The sequence below is a fragment of the Arthrobacter jiangjiafuii genome, from assembly GCF_018622995.1.
Classification (GTDB): domain Bacteria; phylum Actinomycetota; class Actinomycetes; order Actinomycetales; family Micrococcaceae; genus Arthrobacter_B; species Arthrobacter_B jiangjiafuii.
In genome coordinates this window covers 2,412,289-2,435,094 of the sequence record NZ_CP076022.1, presented here as the reverse complement: position 1 = coordinate 2,435,094, position 22,806 = coordinate 2,412,289, and the positions used below count along the sequence as shown (strand labels likewise).

Below are 22,806 nucleotides of genomic sequence, written 5' to 3'. Positions count from 1 at the left end.
CCCGGGACTCTGTTGTATACGGACTTCAAGTGGGACGCGGCGACCGGGGTGGTGACACCTCTATCGGATGACGAGGAAACTGCCAGCCCTTCGCCGTCTGCCTCGTCAAGTACCTCCCCGTCGCCCTCGCCAACGGCTACCCAGAAAGTTTCGGCCTCACCCTCACCGACCGCCCTTGCGGCTGCAGCCAGCAGCGACACAGGAAAGACCTTCGGGACCAGCTGGCTGGTACGTGTCGTGGTCATCCTGGGGCTCGTTGGTGCTGGCGTTCTCTACTACGTGCGGCTAAGCGGCTCCTCAACTGTCAAGGGTGCAGGCAAGGGATAGCGGGTGACGCGGTAGACTGTCACGGTCTTATATAGCGGTGCCGTATTGCGCCAGTCCGGGGGGAAGTCTTTTTGCGAGTTCTGTTGCTCACCCATTCCTACTCGCCGGAGCACAGCCCCCCGCAGCGGCGGTGGACGCAGATCATCCGCTCCTTCCGGCAGCAGGACTGGGACGTCGACGTCGTCGCCCCCGTCGCCCACGCTCCACATGGGCGGCGTACGCTGCCGAAATCCGACGCAGGCCGGGCCTTCCGCCGCGATACTGGCGTATTCGGAGAACACGTTCGCCGGGTGCCCTACCTCTGGCACCGCACCACCCGGCTGGGGCGCCTCGCGGACCACCTTGTGTCGGCCGCCTGCAGCGTTCCGGCAGCTCTCCTGGGCCCCAAACCCGATGTGGTGATCGTCACCGTCCCTAGCCTCCCTATCCTGGGTGCCGGATACCTGGCCGCTCGCCTGCTGCGGAAGCCCCTGGTCGTGGACATGCGGGATGCGTGGCCGGACATTGCCCGCGACGCGCGCCTGGTTCCCGGCAGCGCCAAAGGCCTGGCCGAGCGCGTTATCGTCGCGATCCAGGACCGTGCGGACCTGGTCGTCACCGTCACCTACGGCTTTGCGCAGACGCTGCGGGACCGGGGACTGGGCAACGTGGCGACCGTCAGCAACGGGGTTGACGTGTCAGTCCGCGAGTTGCTCCGGCCGCCGCCGGAAGAGGCAGAGTTCCTCAGCGTGCTCTATCTTGGCAACCACGGCGAAAGCCAACGGCTGGACGTCGTCATTCGGGCCGCCGCCCTGGCCCGGGACTGCGTCCGGTTGCATCTGGTGGGGCACGGCGTCCAGCGCCGCGAACTCATGGCTCTCGCCAGGGAGCTCGATGCGCCGGTGGTTTTCCACGACCCGGCAGTGGGTGCCGAGGTAATGGAGCATTACCGGCAGGCGGACACCTGTGTGGTGTCGCTGCGCGATGACTGGAAGTCCTTCGAAACCACCATCCCGTCGAAAACCTACGAGGTCCTCGCTGTGGGCAGGCATGTCACCGGGATCGTGCTCGGCGAAGCCCGCAAGATCATTGAAGAAGCAGGCGCCGGCGACGTCGTGTCAGCGCATCCCGAGAAGGTTGCCCAGCTGTGGCGGGCACTGGCAGCTGACCGGTCCATGCTCCTGACCGGAACCTCGGGGCGCGACTGGATCAACGACAACGCCAACGTGGACGCCCTGGCTGAGGCTTATGCCGGCCTGCTGACCACCCTGGTCAACGGGGTCACCGCCCCGTGAGCCGCCTTGTTAGTCTCCTGCGCAACCTTCGCCTGGCCGGAGGAACCGCCGTCGAGCACTTCGGGGACGATCCGGTGGTGCTTGCCCTGCAGATCTCACGCCGCCTCCGGCCTCGCGTGCTCCGGCCGCTGCTTAGTGCCGCTGCACATATGCCCGGCCAGGGAACTCTGGCCTCGCTGGAAGCCATGCTGAGCGGGAACAAAAACCGGCTGGAAGCCAACCTCATCAGCTGTGCACAAGCCAGCGCCCCGGCAGGCCGGAAGCTGCGGATGGCGGATCTGGCCACAGCTGCCGGCCTGCCGGAACTGGCGGCTACCCTGCTGGCGGGCGTTAGCCCCACCGCCCGCGGACGGCGGGGAACAGCTGCCAGGCTGCACTGGTACAACGGGGACATGAACGGTGCGGTCCGCGCCTTGGACGGCGGATCGGCCCGGGAAACCGCACAGCAGTGCAGACTCGCTGCCGAAGCGCGGGTTTTTGCAGGTTGGAAGCCCGAGCTGGCCGCCGTGCCGGGCTATCAGCCCCACCCGCAGACTGTGCTCCATGTGCTCACCAATTCGCTGCCGCACACGCAGAGCGGATACGCGCAGCGCACCCATTCCCTACTGAAGGCGCAGTTGGACCTCGGCTGGGACGTCCATGCCGTGACCCGGCTGGGTTATCCCGTGCAGATTGGGAAGCTGGCCGCCGGCGACACGGACGTGATAAACGGCGTCACATACCACCGGCTGCTGCCGGCCCGCATGCCGTTCGGCATGGACCGCCGGCTGCAGCGCCAGGCGGAAGACATGCTGGCACTGGCGCTGGTCCTGCGCCCTGCCGTTCTGCACACCACCACGCACTTCACCAACGGCCTGGTGACCGCCGCGGTGGCTGACGCTCTGGGTATTCCCTGGGTGTATGAGGTCCGGGGTCAGCTGGCCGATACCTGGGCATCCACTCGGTCCGATGATGCCCGGAGCAGTCAGCGTTACCTTGATTTCAAGGCGTGCGAGGCACGGGTCATGAACGGCGCATCGCTGGTCCCCACCCTGGGCACAGCCATGGCGGAAGAGATCACGGCGGCGGGAGTGGACCCCGCCAAACTGGTCCTCCTGCCCAACGCGGTGGGGGAGTACTACCTCAATGAACCGCTGTCACCGCGCGACGCCAGGAGAAAGCTGGGGCTGCCCCAGGACCCGGAAATTATCGGAACGGTGAGCAGTCTGGTTGACTATGAAGGCTTGGATGACCTGCTGCGGGCCTTCGCACTGCTCGCGCCGGAGCATCCACAACTGACCTGCCTGATCGCCGGAGACGGCTCAGCTGCCCCCGGGTTGAAAGCCCTCGCGGCCGAGCTGGGGATCAACGGCAGGGTCTTGTTCCCGGGCCGTGTATCCCGCGAGAACGCACATTTGTATCATCAGGCACTCGATGTATTTGTGGTGCCCCGGAAGGATCTGAACGTGACACGAGCGGTTACCCCGCTGAAACCCGTCGAAGCCATGGCATGCCGCACCCCCGTGGTCGCGAGCAGCCTGCCGGCACTTCGGGAATTGGTGAACGACGGCGACAACGGCGCCTTGGCTGCGCCAGAGGACCCGTCGTCCCTGGCCGCGTCGCTGGACCGGCTCCTGGCCGATCCATCCCTGCGCGACCGGCTCGGCGCCAACGGGCGGGCGCAGGTTCTGGCTACCCGGACCTGGCACGCCAACGCCAAGCTGTGTCTGGACAAATATGACTCACTGACGGTTGCCGCCTGATGGCGGGTGCTAAGGCGGGTGCTAGGGGAGACAGCCAGGTGAAACCCCTGTCCGTGGACGTCCGCGGACTCCAGCGTGTGGGGGCTCGGCCCGGTTTTGTGGACTATGCCATCTCGGTGTGGAACTACCGCGCGTTCGTTTTTTACGACGCGAAGGCGCGCGTGCAGAGCGGCAACCGCAGGGACCGGCTGGGCAGCATGTGGCTGATCCTGAACCCGGTGCTGAACGGGCTGACATACTTCCTGATCTTCGGGCTGCTGCTTGGAACAGGCGGTGGCATTGAGAACTTCATCGGCTACCTGGTGATTGGAATCTTCCTTTTCCAGTACAGCTCGCGCGCCATCACCAACGGCGGCCGCTCGATCCAGCAGAACCGGGCCGTCATTCAGGCCTTCACCTTTCCGCGGGCAACGCTGCCCATCGCCGTGAACCTGCGGGAACTTCTGGCAAACATCCCGGTTTTCATCGTCATGGTCCTGATCGTTCTCGTTATCCCGCCCACCGAGGAAATCACATGGCTGGGGCTGCTGATCATTCCGGCGCTGCTGCTGCAGAGCATCTTCAACCTGGGGGTGGGACTCATCCTTGCCCGCGTCATTTCCAAGGTTAATGACGTGGTGCATCTCCTGAGCTTCGCGCTGCGGGCCTGGATGTATGCGTCCGCGGTGTTCTACTCCTATGAGCGCTTCATAGACCAACCCGTGCTCTTGGAAATCATCAAACTGAATCCGCTGTTCAACGTCCTGGACATCGTCCGCGATGTGCTGCTGTACAGCACGGTACCGGACTGGCAGTCCTGGGCCATTCTCAGCTGCTGGGCCTTCGGCGCCCTAGCTATCGGAGCTGTGTACTTCTGGCGTGCGGAGGAAACCTATGGACGCGATTAAGGACCTGGAATATCTCCGGGAGGATCCGTGCATCGTCATCGACGAAGTGAGCATGCGCTACCGCGTGACCTCCAGTGAGGCGCCGGCAGCGGATAACACCTCCAGCGGAACGGGGCGCATCCTGCGCAGGGTGCTGGCGAAACCGAACCTGGTCACGGTCAATGCGCTGAACCCGATGTCGCTGGTGGCGGTCCGGGGAGAATCCATCGGCATCGTAGGCCGCAACGGATCCGGCAAGAGCACGCTCATGAAGCTCATCAGCGGACAGGTCAAACCGAGCACGGGTGCTGTCTACGCGGTCAGCACCCCGGTCATGCTCGGTGTTAACGCGGCTCTGGTCTCGGAGCTGCCGGGTGACCACAACGTGGTGCTGGGCTGCCTGGCGATGGGCTTAAGCCGGGCAGAGATCGCTGAGAAGTTTGACGAAATCGTCGAACTCTCCGGCCTGGAAAAAGCCATTCACCTGCCCATGCGGTCATACTCCTCGGGCATGGCATCGAGGCTTCGATTTGCCATTGCCGCAAGCATCGATCCGGAAATCCTCCTCATTGATGAGGCGCTGAACACCGGTGACGCCCAGTTTGCGGACCGCAGCAAGAAGCGCATGGATGAGCTGCGCGCCAAAGCAGGCTGCGTTTTTCTTGTCAGCCACAGCCTGGACACCATTCTCGAAATGTGCACCCGGGTTGTCTGGATGGACAAGGGCGATCTGCTGATGGACGGCGAGCCCAAGGCCGTGGTGAAGGCCTACAAGGATTTCACCAGGCATCTGTCCAAGGGCAATAACATCACAGCGGCGAACCTACGGGCTACTGCCATGGAGGCCCTCACCGTGACCCGGGTCATGGAACGGTCCACCGGGCGCCGCAGCACGAGGGGACAGTAGATGCGCATGCTGGCTGACCTTCGGACCGGGCTCTGGCACCTTCGCGCCGGCGGCCCCGCCCAGGTCCGGGACTGGAAAATCCGAAGCCGTGCCGAACGGGGCTTCGCGGATCCCGCCAACCCCCGCGGGGTGGAGGCAGGCTGGATCGGCCGGGGATCAAACCGGCGGCTGTCCATTCCGGCGGCGCCGCTGCCGGCGCCGGTACCCCGCCGCAGTGACCTCACAGTTGGCGTGATTCTGGACGAGTTCTCCGCCATGGCGTTTGCCTATGAGTGGAATACTGTCGCCCTGGACCCCGTCTCCTGGCAGCAGCAGATGACGGACTCCGCCGTGGATCTGGTGTTCATTGAATCCGCCTGGGCTGGCAACATCCGGCTCTGGCGCGGCAAGCTCGCCGGGCCCACTGGTCCAGCCCCCGAACTGGTGCAGTTGCTGCAGTGGAGTCGCGAACAGGGCATTCCCACGGTCTTCTGGAACAAGGAAGACCCGCCCCACTACGAAGACTTCCTGCCGGCGGCGGCGCTCTTCGATCATGTATTCACTTCCGACGTGCGCCGGGTGCCGTTCTACCGGCAGGACCTTGGCCACGAGAACATCGCGGTCCTTCCCTTTGCAGCACAGCCCGCCATCCACAACCCGGTTCGCCCGCGGCACGGCCGGCATTCCCGGGACATTGCCTTTGCCGGCATGTACTTTGCGCACAAGTATCCGGAGCGCCGGGAGCAGATGGACCTGTTGCTGGGCGGAGCCATGGATGCCTCGGCCAGACTGCCCACCGGGTTGGAAATCTTCTCCCGGAAGCTGGGCGGCGACGCCAACTACCAGTTCCCCGAGCCGCTGAACTCCCGCGTGGTTGGCTCGCTGAGCTACGCGCAGATGCTTTCGGCTTACAAAGCGTACAAAGTGTTCCTGAACGTCAATTCGGTGGTGGACTCACCGAGTATGTGCGCCCGGCGGATCTTTGAAATCAGCGCCGCGGGCACTCCTGTTATCAGTACGCCCAGCGCCGCTGTCGAGCAGTTCTTCGCTCGGACGGAAGTTCCGGTGGCACACACACGGGAGGAAGCAGCGGCGCTGAGCCGCGGCCTGGCCAACAATCCGGAGTACAACGACCGCACCGTCCATCTGGCCCAGCGCCGCATCTGGGAACAGCACACCTACGCGCACCGGGCCGAAACCGTCCTGGCGGCTGCTCTTCCGGACCAGGGTCGGCCGCTTAGCCGGCCCACCGTCTCGGCATTGGTGCCGACCATCCGCCCGCACCAGTTGGAGAGCCTGTTCGCCACCCTCGCCCGGCAGCAAGGCGTAGATGTCGAGCTGGTGCTCCTCACCCACGGTTTCGAACTGGAGCCGGGACAGCTGGAGCAGCTGCAGGCTCAGCACGGACTGACCAAGGTGCAGGTGCTGACCGCCGGGCGAGAGGTTTCCCTGGGCGAGTGCCTGAACCGGTGCGCGGCCGCCGCCAGCGGCGATGTGGTGGCGAAGATGGATGATGACGATCACTACGGCCCCCACTACCTCAGCGACCAGCTGCACGCCCTGCACTACTCCGGGGCGGACATCGTTGGTAAGCAGGCGCACTACATGCACCTGCGCAGTTCCAACGCCACGGTGCTGCGTTTCGGGAACCGGGAACACCGGTACACCGACTTTGTCATGGGCCCCACCATCGTGGCCCGCCGGAGCCTTGTCCTGGAGCTGCCCTTCCCTGCACTGGGACTAGGCGAGGACACCGGTTTCCTGCGGCAGGCAGCCGAAGCCGGCAAACGCATCTACTCATCAGACCGTTTCAACTATTTTCAGGTCCGGGAAGCATCCGGACATACTTGGCAGGTCGACGACGCCACTCTGGTGGCCTCAGGAGATGTGAAATTTTATGGGGGACCACGTGAACACACAGACATATAACGCCGGTGAGGCGGCAACTGACATCGCCGCCGTCGCTGTCGTCGGCCTCGGCTACATCGGGCTGCCCACCGCGGCCATCCTGGCCGGCAAGGGCCTGAAAGTGATTGGCGTTGACGTCAATCCGTACACCGTGGAAGCAGTCAACGAGGGTCGGGTTCCCTTCGTGGAGCCTGACCTGGGCGTGCACGTGGCAGGAGCGGTGAGTCAGGGCTTCCTCAAAGCGCAGGGAAACATGCCGGAAGCGGACGCGTACATCGTGGCCGTTCCGACCCCGTTCAAGGACGATAAGACCGCGGACCTGGTTTACGTGGAGCAGGCAGCCCGGAACATTGCTGCGCGGATCAGACCCGGCAACCTGGTCATCTTGGAATCAACCTCACCCCCCGGCACCACACGGCGGATGGCAGACGTAATCCTCGAGCTGCGCCCCGATCTGGCAGCCAAGGCGAACGACGGCGAAGACGCCGTCCTATTCGCACACTGCCCTGAGCGGGTGCTGCCCGGCCGGATCATGATTGAACTGGTCACCAATGACCGCATCATCGGCGGGCTCACACCGGAAGCGGCATCCGCCGCGGCGGGCCTCTACAGCATCTTCTGCCAGGGAAGCATCCACCTCACCGATGCAGCCACGGCCGAGATGGCCAAACTGGTGGAGAACGCCTACCGCGACGTGAACATTGCGTTCGCCAACGAGCTTTCCGTGATCAGCGACAACCTCGGAATTGACGTGTGGAACCTGATCGAACTGGCCAACCACCACCCGCGCGTGAATATTCTGCAGCCCGGCCCTGGGGTGGGTGGCCACTGCATCGCGGTGGATCCGTGGTTCATTGTGTCGGCGGACCCGGAGAACTCGCGCCTGATCCGCACCGCCCGGGAGGTCAACGACGCCAAGCCCGGCCACGTCGTCGCAGAGGTGAATGCAGCCGTCGCAGGGATCGCTGAGCCCGTCATCGCAGCCCTGGGGCTGGCGTTCAAAGCGAACGTTGATGACACCCGGGAATCTCCCGCCGTGGAGATTGTCCGCAGGCTGGCGCTGGAAAACCGCGCTGCCCGGATTATGGTCGGGCTGTCCTTCCCCGGAGCCACGCTTCCCGAAGAACTGGTCCAACTGCCAAACGTGACCGTGACGGCCACCGGTGACGCCGTTGCCGCCGCCGACGCCGTGGTCCTTTTGGTGGACCACGACGCGTTCCGGGAAATCCGCCCGGAGCAGCTGGCCGGAAAAGCAGTCATTGACACAAGGGGATTCTGGCGCACCACGGTATGAGCAGATTTGCCAAACGGCTCGCCTCGGCCGGCGCGGACCTTCATCCGGCGCTGAAGGCGCGGGTCCGCCGCACGGTGGCGCGCAGCGGCCGCCAGGCCCACGGGCTGTTGAGCGTGGTGGTGCCCATGTACAACGTGGCACCCTATCTGGAGCGCTGCCTCACCAGCCTTGTGAACCAGAGCTACGTGAATCTGGAAATCCTGGTTGTCGATGACGGTTCCACCGACGAATCCGTGGCAATAGCCGCCGGGTACGCCCGGTACGACCGGCGGATCCGCGTCCTGAGGCTGCCGCACGGCGGCAACGGGAGAGCGCGCAACACCGCGATCGCCGCAACCCGCGGCGAGTTCCTCACCTTCGCAGACGCCGACGACGTCGTACCCGGTAACGCCTACGCGCTCATGATGGCGACGCTGGCAGAAACCGGATCCGATTTCTGCGTGGGATCGTACGGCAGAATCCGGGGGAGCAAAAAGACGCCGGTCCGGCTGGCCGAAAGAATCCATGCGCAGACCCGCACCGGCGTTACCGTGGCGGATCACCCGGCCGTCGTTGACGACGTGTTCCTGTGGAACAAAGTCTTCCGCCGCCGGTTCTGGGACCAGCATGTCGGCGCCATGCCCGAGGGCATCCGGTATGAGGACCAGGAAACCACCGCCCGGGCCTACCTGCGCGCCGCGTCCTTCGACGTCTTGGCCGAGACCGTCTACTGGTGGAGGATCCGTGAAGACGGTTCCTCCATCACGCAGGCCAAATACCTGCTGCAGGACCTGCAGGACCGGCTGTCCGTGGCCAGCGATGTCACGGCGCTCTTTGAAACGGAGGCACCGCCTTCGGCCCGAGCCCACTGGTACCGGCGGCTGCTCGGATCGGATCTGATCCCTTACATCGAGCAGGTGCCCGACGTCGACGAGGACTTTTGGCAGCAGCTTCACGACGGGGTCCGGAGCCTCTACGCCGCCGGAGAGCGGCACCTTGAAGACATTGATCCGCAGGCGCGCGTCCTGCTGCACCTGGCCGCCGGCGGCCGGCGCGAGGACATCCGGCGTGCCGTGGTGGACCGGATCAACAACGGCACCGCAAGCCCGCTCGTGTTCGAGAACGGACGGATCTTCGCCGAGCCGCCCCTGCTTCAGGTTCTTGATGTGCCTGTGGACCGCGGATTGCTGGAAGTCCTTCCGGCGCACCTTGAACTGGTGGCGGCCCTCGAGCCGCCGGTTATGAAGAACGACGGTGGTGCCACCGTTCACGGGTACGCCTGCCTGCGCAACGTGGACCTGCGCCGCACCGCCGTGAGCCTCGCCGCAGGTGTTCCCGGGCCTCACGGCTTCCAGCCGCTGGAACTTCACCGCCGGACGGATCCGGAGCTCGACGTGGTCTCCGGCGACCGGAACTGCAGCTATGCCGACTCGGCGTTTGACCTGCGGCTGGAATCCCCGCTGCCACTGAAGCTGATCCTGCGCGCCGAAGTGGACGGACACCGCGTGGAACGCACGGTGCCCCTGCCCGCACCGTCACCCGCCGGGCGCATGCCGGCGTCCCGCTCCACGACCGCCGGGCCGGCAGTCACCGGGTTCACCGCCGGCCCGGATGCCGACGTCGTTGAGGTGGTCGTGGCTGCAGCCCCGGCGACAGCCAGCTACGCCCTGGTCACCGCACGCTTCCGCATCCCGGCCAGTGATGCCACTCCGTTGCCCGACGGCGGGCTCCGGCTGCGGTTCCCGCTCGACGCCGCGCAATGGGGGAGGGAACTGCCGGCACCGCCCTCGGGCTCCTACACGCTGCGCTGGCGGATTGGGGGAGCAGCCGGGCCACAGGACCCGGCCGTTCCGGTGGCAGAAGATACGGCCCGCAGCTTCACCAGCACCCTGGTCCCCGCGGCACGCGTGCGCGCACTGCGGACGGCTGCCGGTGCCATGGCCGTCACCATCGCCGCCCCGCTGGCAGACACCGAGACCGGCACCTTCAACCAGTACCGGCTGCGGCGCGAGGTGTTCGGCGCCGAGGCGGTACCTCCGGCACTCACGCCCGGCATCTTCTTCGAGAGTTTCGGCGGGAAAAGCTGCACCGACAGTCCCCGGGCCATCTCCGATTACCTGGCCGCCACCGGCTTCGACGAACCCCTCTACTGGTCCGTAGCGGACCTTTCCGTCCCGGTTCCGGACTACGCGGTGCCGTTGCTGCAGGGATCGGCGCAGTGGTACGAGAAACTCGCGTCCACGCGGCGGCTGGTGAACAACAACAACTTCCCCTGGTACTTCCGCAAATCCCCGGGCCAGTTCTACCTGCAGACCTGGCACGGAACCCCCCTGAAGAAAATCGGGCTGGACGTGCCGCAGCGGGTGCTCTCCCTGTCCTACCGGGATCTGATGGCGCGGGAGGCGCAATGGTGGGACCTGCTGCTGGCGCAGAATGACTTTGCCGCCGCCACGCTGCCTGTCGCGCTGGGCTACAGCGGAAAGGTGCTCACCGCAGGATATCCGCGCAACGATGCCCTCTTGCATCCGGAGGCCGGGCAGACCCGGAACACGGTGCGCACGCTGCTCGGTATCCCCACGGGTCAGAAGGTGCTGCTCTACGCCCCCACCTGGCGTGACAGCGCCCGGGACGGGGCCGGCCGCTCGGACTGGGTAGGGTTCCTCGACGTGGCCGAAGCCAGCCGGCAGCTGGGGCCGGGCTGGACCTTCCTGATCCGCGGCCACCACAACGTGGCCGGCCAGCGACGGCTGGACGAGCATCCCGCCGCGATCGATGTGACGGACCACCCCGAGGTCAACGACCTGTATCTTGCCTCGGATGCGCTTGTGACTGACTATTCCTCGGCGATGTTCGACTACGCGGTGCTGCAGCAGCCAATCCTTCTGCTGGCACCTGACCTGGGGGAATACAGGAACTCGCGGGGGCTGTATCTGGACCCTGCGGAGGTTCTGCCGGCCACGCTGGCCTCAAACTCCGCTGAGCTCATTGACGCTCTGATTCACCGGCTGACCGCACCCGATCCCGGCGCTTCCGATTTCGCCAACCGTTTTGCCTCCGCCGATCAAGGCATATCGGCAGGGGCAGCGGCCGCTGCACTGCTGACTGCCGTTCCCCAATTAAACGCAACTGGAGACCACCGTGGCTAAGGGCCAATTTTCCCTCGTAGTGGCGCTGTACAACGTGGCCGAGTATGTGCCGGCGTTTCTGAAGTCGCTGGAGATCCAAAGCTATCCGGTCGAGGATCTGGACATCGTTGTCATAGATGACGGATCCACCGACGAGTCGGCTCAGCTGGTGGCGCAATGGGCACAGTCGCGGCCCAACGTCCGGCTGGTTCGCAAAACGAACGGGGGCCCCGGTTCGGCGCGCAACGCCGGACTGGACCTGATCCGGAACGAGTGGGTGACGTTCTGCGATCCCGACGATGCCTTCCATCCCGGATACTTCGAGCGGATTGCCGATTTCATAACCCGTGACACGCAGCAGTCGGCGCAGATGCTCACCGGACGTCTTGTCCAGTTCAATGACGCATCTCTGCAGACGTCGCAGGGCCATCTGCTGAACCGGAAGTTCCGTCTCGGTGACCAACTGGTGGACCTGGACCTGAACCCGGAATGCATCCACATGCATGGACCGACCACCTTCCTCCGCAGGGAGGTCCTCGACACGCACAATCTGCGTTTCGACGAGCGGATCCGCCCCAAGTTCGAGGACGCCCATCTCATCGGCCGCTATCTGGCATCAGTATCCCGCCCGGTTGTCGGGCTGGTGGCCTCGGCCAGTTACTATTACCGCCGGCAGCGTCAGAGCGGCGCGTCACTGGTGCAGGGAACTTGGGGAGATCCCCGCGCCTACAGCGATCTTCCCGAGCATGGCTGGCTGGGGATGCTTGAGGCAGTGCGCGAAAGCGCCGGGCAGGTTCCGCACTGGGCGCAGTACATGGTGCTCTATGACCTGGTCTGGTTCTACATCGATGACAAGCGGATGCACAGCGACACCGGCTCGGCGACACCAGAGCAGCAAACCAACATGCACCGCCTGCTGGAGAGCATTATTGCGCTGATCGACCAGGACGTTATCGACACGTTCAGCGTGGTCAGCCAGGGCTGGCTGTTCCACAACATTCTCCGCTCCCATTACAAGGGCCTCCGCACCACAGCCCGGTCAATCGTCGAAGGGTCGACGGATCCGGTGCAAGAGGTCACCACCTACCACTACCTCTACCAAGATGCCCTGCCGCATGAGGAGTTCGACGTCGACGGCGTTCCTCGCGCCCCGGTGGCAGCGAAGGTGATGGAGCACCGGGTACTGGGACGGATCCTGATCCGCGAACGGATCCTGGTGCTGCCGTCCGGCGAGGAAACCCGGATCCGGCTCGACGGAGTGGACGCGACCATCTCGACCGGCCGCGGAGTTCCACTGCAGGCCGGCCGGAAACCTGCGCCCGCTTCCTATCTGCAGCTGGCGCGGGGCCCCGGGACTTCGGCGGGAAGAACCGGGCAGATTTCCCGGAAGCTGGCCAGAGCACGCGCAAGCTTTACCGTCCGGGGCGTCCTGAGCGGGCAGTCCAGCTCCCGGACGGCTGCAGCGGCAGCCAACCGGATCCTCACCCGGCAGCTCAAAGCCGTGGCCGCAAAACGGCGGTCAGCAGCCGATCGCGCCCTGATCCGCCAGGCCCACACGGAGCAGGTTCAAGCGCGGTACAAGGACGCCTGGCTGCTCATGGACCGGATCGACCGGGCCGATGACAACGCCGAACACCTGTACCGGTACCTCAGGCAGCACCGGCCGGACATCAACGCCTTCTTTGTGATCGAACAGGACTGCCCGGACTGGCCCCGGCTGCAGGCCGACGGCTTCCGCCTGGTTCCCTACGGCTCGGACAAATCGGTGCTCCTGGCCCTGAACGCTGCCTACAAGCTGTCCTCGCACGCCAACTGGAACGTCGAGTATCCGGTGAGCCGGGAGCGTTTTGGCGACGGGGAGGCCAAATTCATCTACCTCCAGCACGGCATCATTAAGGATGACATGTCCCGCTGGATCAACGGCAAGAACATCGGGGTGATGGTCACGACCACCCACGGTGAATACGAGTCCATTGCCGGAGACAATAGCGTATACCGGCTGTCGGGCCACCAGAGCAAGCTTGTCGGTCTGCCCCGCTACGATGCCCTGCGCACCGCTGCGCTGGCCACCCCCGTCGGACAGCGCCGCAATGTCCTGATAGCGCCAACCTGGCGCCAGTATGTAAAGAAGGTCATCGAAGTCTGCGAAACTCCTGCGGAGGCAGCCCTGGCCTTTGAAGCGACGGACTTCGGCGCGAACTGGATGGCGTTGCTGCGCTCCACGGAGTTGAAGGAGCTGAGCGTCAACTCCGATCTGAGCGTGGTCTTCATGCCCCACCCGGAGTTTGAATTCGTGGTGCCGTATCTGGACCTTCCGGAGTATGTGCAGGCCGTGAGATACCGCGATGTCAGCGTGCAGGATGAACTGGTCAAGGCCCACACCATGATCACTGACCATTCCTCCATCGCCTTCGACGCCGCCTACGCCGGGAGCAACGTCGTTTACATGCATTTTGACGGTGACGAGATCTTCCGAGGCAAACATGTGTACCGGAAGGGATATTTCGACTACACCCTGCACGGTTTCGGCCCCGTGACGCCGGACGTTGATGGCGCGTTGAGGGAGCTGAAACGCATTGTTGCCGCTGGTTCGGTCCGTGAGCAGCTGTACGAGGAGCGGGTGAGGGCAACGTTCCCGTTCTGGGATTCGCGGTCCTGTGAGCGGATTACCGTGGCCGTGGAGAATCTTGGGCGTCCGTGGAATCAGCAGCATTCCCTCACGGGAGTCCCGCAGACGACTGGCCGCACTCAGCCGACGGGCAACACTAAATGAAAAGTGCTGACTGGCTCAGGCGGGGTGTGAAGGGTCTACGGCAGCGGGTAGGGGCGGAGTCCGCGAAATCCGGGCCGCAGGTGCCGGCTGCCTGGTCGGCACCGCTCATGGATCCTGTACCCGCCCCGGAACCGGATGCGGCTGCGCTGCGCAGTTGGCTGGACACAGTGTCCACTGCCGCCGCCGTGGTGGAGGCGGAAGCTTCGGACGCCGAGGCCCGGCACTGGTATGGGCAGCGGCTGGCTGATCTGAAGAAGCACGTGGAATACGTCCAGCACAGCGGACCGGACCAGTTCAACACCTTGCGGCAGTTTGTCCGTGCTGTACTTCAAGGCACGACGGGACAATACGCCCTGCAAAACTCCCTGGAGGTCCATCAGCGGGTACTGCTCTCATTGCTCGCAGAGGGGCGACGCGACGACGTTCTTCTGGTGCTCGCCGATCTGCAGGACTATGGCGCGAGCTATCCCCTTGAGGAAGCAGCGGGGTCAGCCTGTTCTGCGACCGCCGTGCCGCCGTATCTGGCCCAGTTGAGCAAACCCGTTGACCCTTCACTGCTCAGCTTATGCGCAGTTGATTTGCCGCTGTCTTCACGGGTGACTGGCTTCGCCTGGAGCGACGCGGGAGCGTTGGAAATTCAGGGCTGGGCCTACCTTCCCGGGATAGATCCTGCGGACTGCACCCTTGAGGTAGGGCTGCGGCACTCCGGCTCAAGCTGCGTGTCCGCGCTCGCGGTCAGCAGGGACCAGGACCCCCGCATTGACATTCCAGCTGCGGACCGCTGGCAGTCGTACGCCGGGGCGGCCTTCACCGCAACGGTGGAGTCGCGTGCTCTGTCGGAGCTGCAGCAGGATTCCGGCGGGGCATCCGAATGGGCGGTGCACGTGACGCTTCGCGCCGGGGATATTTCCGTGTCCGACGTGATCCGGACCCGGGACCCGGACACCCTTCCGCGGCGGCTTCCGGTCGGCCCATTCACGGATGACCGCACACGCATTATCGGGCTGATGGACGGAGCCCAGGGCCTGCGGCTGAAGGCCGTCCGCTATTCATGTACGACAGCTGCCGTGGAGGTAGCCGGCAGTGTGGTGCTGGTGCGCTTTGAACGCTCGGCTGGCCCCGTGCCTGCTGCGCTCCATCTGGCTGTTGCCGGCGAACCGCCGGTGGAGTTCCGCCCGGACCTTTCCGGCTCTGTGTTCAGCGTAGATGCTGCAGCAGTCCCCGGCAGCCTGCCCGCCGGCACTGCGGAACAACGCTGGACGGTCAAGGCACTCCTGCCGAACGGCAGAACGGAGCCACTGGGGTGGGCCGGCAGCAGCGACACTCTGGCTGCTGCTTCAGATCCTACGGCGGCGCTGCGCACCGAGTGCACCGGCTACGGATATCTGCAGGTAGTGCTGCGCCCCGAACGCGTGACCCTGAGCAATGCGGCTGTAAGTGCCGATGGTATGTCACTGGTCTTGGACGGACGGCTGGGCTGTTTATCGGATCAGCCGCATGCGGCGCCGCCGGAGTTGCTGCTCAGAACTGACCGCAACGACGTCAGGCCGCTTTCCGCCGGTTGGCTGGACGGCCATGGCAGTTTCCGTACTGTGTTTCCCCTGACCCAGGACAAATGGGGGCTGGGGGAGAGTGCTCTGGAATCAGGGCACTACCGCGTGTTGCGAACTGTGACAGATGAAAATGGCCGGGTCCGTGCCGTGCGGGTGCCTGCCCTGGGATCGCTGCTCGCTGAGTTGCCCCTTCGGGCCCTGTTGGAGCTGACGAGCCTGGAACTGGTGGGGGAGGGGAACGAACAGGACCTGGTGCTGAGGGTTTCCGCTCCGCGAACTGCCGACGAGCGCACGGCGCGAAACCGTGCCCGGCTGATCTCTGACTATTCCGGGTCTGCTGAGCCCATGGACCGGGGGAGCGTGCTCTTTGAAACCTTCGACGGCAAGTTCTGCTCCGACAGCGGCCGGGCAATCAGCGACGTCCTCGGTCTCTCCCATCCCCGTCTGCACCGATACTGGACCGTTGCTGATTTTTCAGTTCCCGTTCCTCCAGACTGCACGCCCGTACTGAGGGAAAGCCGGGAATGGTTCCGGCTGCTCGCCACGGCAGGCTACTTGGTGAACAACAACAACTTTCCGCACTATTTCCGCAAGCGTCCCGAGCAGTTCTATGTGCAGACGTGGCACGGGACCCCGCTCAAGCGGATCGGCTCCGACACCCCTGTGGACGGCACAACGGCCTCCTACCGGGCCCTTTTGCAGCGCGAAGCGGCTGCCTGGGACATGCTGCTCTCGCAGAGTGAGTTTGCCGCGGAGACCTTGGCATCAGCTTTCGGATACCGGGGGGAGCCGGCCGTTTTTGGCTATCCGCGCAACGACGCCCTGACGGCAGAAACAGCAGCTGGCCGCCGGCTGGAATCCCGCCGCCGGCTGGGGATAGCAGATGACCGGAAGGTACTGCTTTACCTGCCGACTTGGCGGGACAACCGGTCCATGGCCGATCCCTATCTGGACTTCGAGGCCGCCGTGGCACGCTTGGGCCCGGAGTATGTGCTGCTCTATCGGGGGCACCACAAGATTGCAGGGCGCAGGAAGACCACAGGGCAGAACCACTTCATCGACGTGACCACGTATCCGGAGATCAACGATCTCTATCTGGCAGCGGACTTGCTGGTGACGGACTATTCGTCGGCGATGTTCGATTTTTGCGTCACTGGCAAACCGATGTATTTCCTGGTGCCGGATCTGGCGCGCTACCGGGATTCCGAGCGCGGTTTCTACTTCGGTTTTGAAGAAGAAGCACCTGGTCCAATGGTGACTAGTACGGATGACCTGGTGGCAGCAATTCTGGCGGATCATCCCTCCTCTGGCCCCAATGGAGGCCGCTACAGACAATTTACTCGAAGGTATGCTCCCATGGACGACGGCAGCGCAGCGGCCCGGGCAGCAAAAGCTGTCTGGTAGCTGGGTCTACGATGGAAAAACAAGGCAAAACTTGCCGAGCGGCCCAATGCCACTGATGAGAATTTATACTGCATGGCGAACGACGGTAGAGTAACCGTGGGGGAATGCAACTTCAGGTCGCCGGTCAGGGCGCAGTAGGTGGCAGCAGTTTGGCATGCGTTCCCGAAAGGATAAGAGTCTCAAGACGCTATGCAAATAAGGAACGAACAATGACAGTACAAGTAGTGATTCTGGCCGCCGGCATGGGCACCAGACTGGCCCGCCCCCACCCCAAGTCTCTGACCGAACTCGATGACGGCCGAACCATCATGACCCAACAGGTGCAGAACCTGCAGGCAGCCTTCGGGAAAAAACTTCGTCTCAGCATAGTCGTCGGCTTCAAGCTTGAGATGATCATGGAACATGTGCCTGATGCTTCGTATGTTTATAACGAGGCCTTCGACCAGACGAACACGTCGAAGAGTCTCCTCAAAGCGCTCCGCAACTCCACTAAGGGTGGAGTTCTCTGGATGAACGGTGACGTGGTCTTTGACCCGGCCATGCTTGAGTACCTGAGGCCTTTCATTAAATCGGACCAGTCCTTCGTGGCAGTCGACACGTCGTCTGTTTCAGATGAAGAAGTGAAGTACACGGTAGATGTGGAAGGCCATATCGATCAGCTGTCCAAGTCGGTGAAAAATGCCCTTGGTGAAGCGGTAGGAATCAACTACGTCTCGTCCAAGGACAAGAAGAAGCTGATCAAGCGTCTGGCCGGAGTCAAGGACCAGGACTACTTCGAACGCGGTATGGAAAAAACAATTGAAAAAGACGCGGTCAAGTACCTTCCGGTAGATATTAGCGACTTCTACGCGGTTGAAGTCGACTTCGCTGATGACCTGGCACGCGCCAACGAACAGCTAGCTGCCATCCCCGTCGCGTAAAAGGGTTTTAGTAAAAACACTTTGGTATCAGGTGTTAGATATCCGGGGAATGCAAGACTATTAGGAGTACGATGATCGGTTGGCAGGCTGCATACGCTCAGGCTCGGCAGTTGGAGAAGAAAGATGATTGGGCTGCAGCGGCAAAAACGTATGCACGCCTTGTGCGCCTTGGAGAAGACACAAATCCGAGAGTTGTGTTCCGACTTGGGCATGCCTATTTCCGCCTCAACCGACTTGACGAGTCTCTGCCCTTACTCGAGAAGGCCGTCGAATTACAGCCTACGAACGCGGCATGGAACTACCGCCTCGGCTTCGTGTTGGAGCGAAAAAAGTCCTTCGACGCAGCATTATTCTACTATCGCAAAGCACTCGAACTTGATCCGCGCCAAGCCTCATGGGTACACAGAGTCGAGGTTTGTGAGGCTGCGATAACACAACTACGCCTTGATTTAGTCAGTAGAAATCGAGGCGCCACTTGGCAAATTTTGAGTGTCCTTGAAGAGGGGTTGCCTGCCCATGCCAACGATCCCCAATGGTTGGAAAAGCTTGGTGACGCTTATTTCAAAATGGGGAGATCTGACCTAGCCGGCAGTGTGTACACGAAGGCGGCCACGCTACGCCCTGAGAGTGCTGATCTTCAGTTCAAAGCCGGATGGGCATTGGAAGTAGAAGGAAAAGCAGAGCAACGCGACACTGCGTATGAGCGAGCCGTCACGCAGGACACTAGCCTGGGTTCTCCAACGGTGGGTGTGGGCGCTTTTTTTCAGGCCAAGGGCCAGTGGAAATTAGCTGCGAAACACTATGCAAAGACTCTGCAATCTAAACCGGATGCAATTGAGCTTTACTACCGACTCGGGCTCGCCCAGCAGAAGATCTACGACTGGGCTGGTGCAGCCGGTATGTTCCGTAAGGCACTAGAGCTCGATCCATTCCAGGAGAGATTGTCATGGCGGCTCGGTCTTTCGTACGAAAGACTTGGGGATCTTCAATCTGCTGAGATTGCATACTCTCGCGTCCTAAAGAGTACGGCAACGGCTAGTCACTACTGGAAGTACCGTATGGGATACGTCTTGCAGCTCCAGGGCCGTTACCGGGATGCGTGCATCGCTTTCTATCTTTCTCGAGAAGACAAGATCGCTCCGAGCCGGTCCACGGATGGCGACCCTTATCTTGAGAGAGTCCTAAAGGCTGATTTGGAGATCGGGAAACGTTCACAATCAGCGGAGCTTAGCTATAAGTTGGGGCTCCGTGCGGAGGAACTCGGGTATCCTGCCATTGCTGCTGCTGCATATAGTGAAGCTGTTCAGCGCACCTTGGAGTATGATCCGGAGCGCTACTTCAGGTTGGGGCGTGCCCTAATGCTAAGTGGGATGTATCGGGAGGCTTCGGCAGCCTTCCTTGAAACCAGGCAGTTTAAACGCCCGCATGCAGTTGACACGACGCAGTACATGAAGAACAAGCACCAAAAGCAGGCCATGGCCTATACAGAGTATATGGAGACGCTGGATATCCTAGATTCCACTATCCTGTATGAAAGTGCCCACGGCTCAGCAGTAGCGGGAAGCCCTTTACAGGTCTGTAAGTCCGTGATAATGGACACGAGGTTTTCAGGTTTCCGGCACGTTTGGGTGGTTAATGACCTCGCCAGCATTCCAGGGGACTTTAAGCGACGTGAAGACTTTATCTTTGTGACACGAGATAGCGATTTGTACCTGCGCTATCTCGCAACGGCGAGGTTCTTGATAAACGACAACACCTTTCCTCCCTACTTTATTCGTCGAAATGAACAGCAGTATCTAAATACTTGGCACGGAACGCCGTTGAAGACGCTGGGACGCGACATTAAAAACGGGGTAATGGAGCACAAAAACGCTGCTCGTAATTTCCTCCACGCAACTCATCTAATCGCACCGAATAAGTTTACTGCAGATTGTTTAGTAGACAGGTACGACGTCGCAGGGATCTTCAATGGAAGACTCGCGATTACTGGCTATCCGCGAGTCGATGCAACGCTCACAGCAACTGATGACCATAAGGCCGAGTTGCGGAAGCAACTCGGGGTACCACCCGACAAGAAAGTGGTTCTCTACGCGCCAACATGGCGAGGGACCCTGGGCGATCGTATCCTGGATAACAGCCGGCTTGTGGCGGATGTGGAGGCGCTGGCCGGCTCTGATGATTGGCACTTCCTCTTCCGTGGGCATGCCATGACTAGCGCCCAAACAGACGGAAAATCATTGCATCAACACGTGGTCCCGCCAATCATTGACACCAATGACCTTCTTTCAATCGTTGACGTGTTAATCACAGACTACTCCAGTATATTTTTCGATTTCATTGCGACCGGGCGTCCAATTATTTACTACGCATACGATCTAGAACAATACAAGGCAGAGCGTGGATTGTACTTCGATCTGGCTTCAATGCCGGGCAATCTGTGTTACGACGTGGAAGCAGTTGTTAGTCAGATAAGCGAAGCCATCCAGGCGGCGACTGAGCACGAAAAGAGGCTTGACTATATTTCAGCAGAGCAGGAGTTCTGCCCCCTAGACGATGGCGGTGCGACGGCACGAGCGATTGACTTTTTCTTTTTCGGATCGTCTGAATATGAAGTGCATAACGGTCGTGACGGTAAACGCAATGTCCTATTCTACCAAGGGTCATTCCTGCCAAATGGAATCACGACTTCATACCTCAATCTCGTTTCCCATGTTGACCCGGATCAAAACAATATTTATGTTGTGGTTGACCCAGATGCGCTGGCCAGCGAAGCTGCCCGGCTTGAAAAGTTCGAGCAGAATCCCGAACATGTCCGAGTACTCGCCCGTGTCGGAAGCCACGTCCTTACGCCGGAGGAACGCTGGGTCGTTGACAAGTTCAACACCCAGCACACGCTGGACAGCGATGAAATGTGGATTGTCTTCAACCGGGCGTTCGCACGTGAGTTTCGCCGCATGTTCGGCACGGCCTCCTTCGACTCCGTGATTTGCTTTGAAGGTTACGCACGCTTCTGGACTGCGCTGCTGGGCAACGCGCCGCTCGAAGGTGCAAAAAAGTCGGTCTATCTCCACAACGACATGTACAACGAGTGGCGGAACCGGTTTGAGTATCTGGAAGCGAACTTCCGGCTTTATAAAAACTTTGAGTCCCTTGTGTCGGTTACAGAGAGTGTCGCCGAAGAAAACACAACTCAGCTAGCTGAGCGGTTCGAGCTTGATTCAAATAAATTTACCTTCTGCAATAATCTTGTTAACCCTGCAGAGACGCTCCACATGGCGGAACAACCGCTGGACGAAGATATTGCTCAGTGGGTCGATGAGGGCGACACATTGTTCGTAACTCTGGGCCGACTGTCTCCCGAGAAGGGGCATGCCAAACTAATTTGTGCTTTCTCAGAAATTGCTGCCGAGCAATCAGGAGCGAAGCTCGTTATCTTGGGTGACGGCCCGTTACACAGCTCACTACAGGAACTCATCACGCGCCTCGACCTGGACGGATGCGTTCTGCTAGCCGGGCGGCGCCTGAATCCTTTTGCAATCCTTGCGAACGCAGATTGCTTCGTGTTCTCGTCCGACTACGAGGGCCAAGGGCTTGTAGTGCTTGAGGCATTGATTCTGGATCGTCCGGTGATTTCCACGGATGTGGTTGGGCCCCGCAGCGTTCTTGAGGGTGGCTACGGACTGCTCGTCGAAAACAGTGTTGATGGTCTAACTGGGGGATTCCGGTCATTCTTTCTCGGCCAAGTACCGCGCAAAAAATTGGACTATGAATTGTATCAAAAGGAAGCACTGGATAAGTTTGGCTTGGTTGTTCTGTAGTCCACGGTGAGACTGTTCGCGATCCCATAAGACTGCCGGACTCCTGAGGATTAGGAGAAACAGCCGTAGACTATTCCAGATCGGTGCAGTTGGAGTTGGAACGCCACAGTCGGAAGTCCTCACCGGTCTCATCGAATATCTGGAGAGCGCATTGGCCTGATCGGCCGCGGGTCGTCTGTATCATCGAAATGCCCGCTAGGTTGGCGCGTTGCTGGGTTATCCAGGTCCCGGTTCGAGGTGAAACCCACTATCGTAGTGGAGAGTTCACCACAGTTCTCGAGGGCACTTCTGAGCGTAATACGGGTTTTGCAATTGGTGCTGATGACGAACCCGCGCCCAGTCGGTTTGATGTGTTTGATACTCGTATTGATGGCCTCAACCTTGCCCGTCGTGGCACCGGCAACAATGAGAACTTCGATCTCTTCCACCACCGGCAAATGCTCCGCCATAGATGGGTTGTCTCGGGCCGGCCGGATTCCCTCACCGGATGCTCGAGCTGATTCTTGGCAGCGGCGGCGTCGGCCAGCGAGCCGGTGCGCAGCAGGGCCCGCACCTGTTCCTTCACATTCCAGACCGCACTGAGCTCGCCATTACCTGCACACCCAGGCGCGCCACTGCAGCGGGCGCTTGAGCAGCCAGGCACTCACGCCGGTACGGTCCCGTCCGTCAACGACCCCCAACCTGCCCGGTATCGAGGCCACGATGGTCGTCATCCAGGGTTCGATCTACCTCCACAGGGTCGGCGACGGGAATGTCCCTCAGCCGCTGTCAGCGCTTGGAATGTCGGCGCGCACCGATCACCCCGCAGAAAGGACACCCGGACTCGACTGTGCTTTCAACATGGATCCTGCGCCGCCACACGCGAGGATCCTGGTGTCCACTACCGGGTAGTCCTCGAGGTTGAAGATCGTGGTGACAGCATCAGGGTTGGGCAAAG

12 protein-coding genes are annotated in these 22,806 nt (G+C 61.8%); 11 read left to right on the top strand and 1 reads right to left on the bottom strand.

The window, feature by feature from the left end; translation table 11 throughout:
• Positions 1–398: 398 nt before the first annotated feature.
• The 11 genes from KKR91_RS11425 to KKR91_RS11375 all read left to right on the top strand — a co-directional run bounded on the left by KKR91_RS11425 (position 399) and on the right by KKR91_RS11375 (position 21,869).
• A complete protein-coding gene (locus KKR91_RS11425; RefSeq protein WP_210229659.1) occupies positions 399–1,601 on the top strand; it encodes a glycosyltransferase family 4 protein in 1,203 nt (400 codons plus the stop codon).
• Positions 1,598–3,343 (top strand): glycosyltransferase family 4 protein, encoded by a 1,746-nt coding sequence (locus tag KKR91_RS11420; RefSeq protein ID WP_210229657.1) that lies wholly within the window; start codon positions 1,598–1,600, stop codon positions 3,341–3,343. The genes KKR91_RS11425 and KKR91_RS11420 overlap by 4 nt, the downstream gene beginning before the upstream one ends.
• A 38-nt stretch (positions 3,344–3,381) precedes the next feature.
• Complete coding sequence (locus KKR91_RS11415; protein ID WP_237687357.1) at positions 3,382–4,230, top strand: ABC transporter permease; 849 nt, start codon at positions 3,382–3,384, stop codon at positions 4,228–4,230.
• Positions 4,217–5,116 carry an ABC transporter ATP-binding protein gene (locus tag KKR91_RS11410; RefSeq protein ID WP_210229653.1) on the top strand — a complete coding sequence of 300 codons (900 nt, stop codon included), beginning with the start codon at positions 4,217–4,219 and terminating at the stop codon, positions 5,114–5,116. The genes KKR91_RS11415 and KKR91_RS11410 overlap by 14 nt, the downstream gene beginning before the upstream one ends.
• A gap of 6 nt (positions 5,117–5,122) precedes the next feature.
• A complete protein-coding gene (locus KKR91_RS11405; protein ID WP_210229651.1) occupies positions 5,123–7,024 on the top strand; it encodes a glycosyltransferase family protein in 1,902 nt (633 codons plus the stop codon).
• The gene (gene wecC, locus KKR91_RS11400) at positions 7,005–8,297 is read left to right on the top strand and encodes a UDP-N-acetyl-D-mannosamine dehydrogenase (protein WP_237687356.1); all 1,293 of its coding nucleotides are present in this window, start codon (positions 7,005–7,007) and stop codon (positions 8,295–8,297) included. Before KKR91_RS11405 ends, wecC begins: the two co-directional genes overlap by 20 nt.
• The gene (locus KKR91_RS11395) at positions 8,294–11,422 is read left to right on the top strand and encodes a bifunctional glycosyltransferase/CDP-glycerol:glycerophosphate glycerophosphotransferase (RefSeq protein ID WP_210229647.1); all 3,129 of its coding nucleotides are present in this window, start codon (positions 8,294–8,296) and stop codon (positions 11,420–11,422) included. The genes wecC and KKR91_RS11395 overlap by 4 nt, the downstream gene beginning before the upstream one ends.
• Complete coding sequence (locus KKR91_RS11390) at positions 11,415–14,174, top strand: bifunctional glycosyltransferase/CDP-glycerol:glycerophosphate glycerophosphotransferase (RefSeq protein ID WP_210229644.1); 2,760 nt, start codon at positions 11,415–11,417, stop codon at positions 14,172–14,174. The genes KKR91_RS11395 and KKR91_RS11390 overlap by 8 nt, the downstream gene beginning before the upstream one ends.
• A gap of 107 nt (positions 14,175–14,281) precedes the next feature.
• On the top strand, positions 14,282–17,131 hold the full coding sequence (locus KKR91_RS11385) for a CDP-glycerol glycerophosphotransferase family protein (protein WP_210229642.1): 2,850 nt from the start codon (positions 14,282–14,284) through the stop codon (positions 17,129–17,131).
• Positions 17,132–17,340: 209 nt separating this feature from the next.
• Positions 17,341–18,051: a phosphocholine cytidylyltransferase family protein gene (locus KKR91_RS11380; RefSeq protein WP_210229640.1), complete on the top strand. Its 711-nt coding sequence runs from the start codon at positions 17,341–17,343 to the stop codon at positions 18,049–18,051.
• 71 nt (positions 18,052–18,122) lie between these two features.
• Positions 18,123–21,869 (top strand): CDP-glycerol glycerophosphotransferase family protein, encoded by a 3,747-nt coding sequence (locus tag KKR91_RS11375; RefSeq protein ID WP_210229638.1) that lies wholly within the window; start codon positions 18,123–18,125, stop codon positions 21,867–21,869.
• Between the two features lie 128 nt (positions 21,870–21,997).
• Here the strand turns inward: KKR91_RS11375 and KKR91_RS11370 are convergent, their stop codons facing one another.
• Positions 21,998–22,318 (bottom strand): transposase, encoded by a 321-nt coding sequence (locus KKR91_RS11370; protein ID WP_210229636.1) that lies wholly within the window; start codon positions 22,316–22,318, stop codon positions 21,998–22,000.
• Positions 22,319–22,806 lie beyond the last annotated feature (488 nt).

Excerpts from the sequence above, each read along its gene's own strand:
- KKR91_RS11405 (WP_210229651.1), top strand. The coding sequence starts at position 5,123 with ATGCTGGCTGACCTTCGGACCGGGCTCTGGCACCTTCGCGCCGGCGGC.
- KKR91_RS11380 (WP_210229640.1), top strand. The coding sequence starts at position 17,341 with ATGACAGTACAAGTAGTGATTCTGGCCGCCGGCATGGGCACCAGACTG.
- KKR91_RS11375 (WP_210229638.1), top strand. The coding sequence starts at position 18,123 with ATGATCGGTTGGCAGGCTGCATACGCTCAGGCTCGGCAGTTGGAGAAG.
- KKR91_RS11370 (WP_210229636.1), bottom strand. The coding sequence starts at position 22,318 with ATGGCGGAGCATTTGCCGGTGGTGGAAGAGATCGAAGTTCTCATTGTT.
- KKR91_RS11410 (WP_210229653.1), top strand. The coding sequence starts at position 4,217 with ATGGACGCGATTAAGGACCTGGAATATCTCCGGGAGGATCCGTGCATC.
- KKR91_RS11395 (WP_210229647.1), top strand. The coding sequence starts at position 8,294 with ATGAGCAGATTTGCCAAACGGCTCGCCTCGGCCGGCGCGGACCTTCAT.
- KKR91_RS11385 (WP_210229642.1), top strand. The coding sequence starts at position 14,282 with ATGGATCCTGTACCCGCCCCGGAACCGGATGCGGCTGCGCTGCGCAGT.